Annotated in this window: 1 protein-coding gene; it reads right to left on the minus strand. The window is 43.2% G+C overall.

Translation table 11 applies throughout. The features are described from left to right. The coding region (locus IQR33_RS22250) for a POTRA domain-containing protein (RefSeq protein WP_322631797.1) at positions 1–380 on the minus strand (380 nt) is incomplete at both ends.

A 380-nucleotide genomic window follows, 5' to 3' on the forward strand; every position in this document is an offset into this window, starting at 1 on the left:
TAAATTCGGTTACCCGGGTCTACGTTAACGACCAAAGAAACTTCTTGATTCTCGTCGTCAAACTCTGGAATGGTATTCACTTGAGGATAAGCATAACCAGACTCACCAAGCACACGCTTAATCCCTTCTTCCATTGAAGTAACCAACGAGCCGTTGTATGTCTCATTGTCTTCAAATGGCACAAGTCTTTCGAACGTCGCTTCCTCGCCAATCAAATCACCACGGAACTTCACGTCCTTAACGGTGTAAACCTCGCCCTCTTCTAGACCAAGAGTAATGTATACCCCTTTCTTGTCAGGAGAGATTGCAACTTGTGTCGAATCAACGTTAAATTTTAAGTAACCACGATCCAGGTAGAATGATTTGAGTGCTTCAATATC

The organism is Vibrio sp. OPT46, from assembly GCF_015163535.1.
GTDB classification, from domain to species: domain Bacteria; phylum Pseudomonadota; class Gammaproteobacteria; order Enterobacterales; family Vibrionaceae; genus Vibrio; species Vibrio alginolyticus.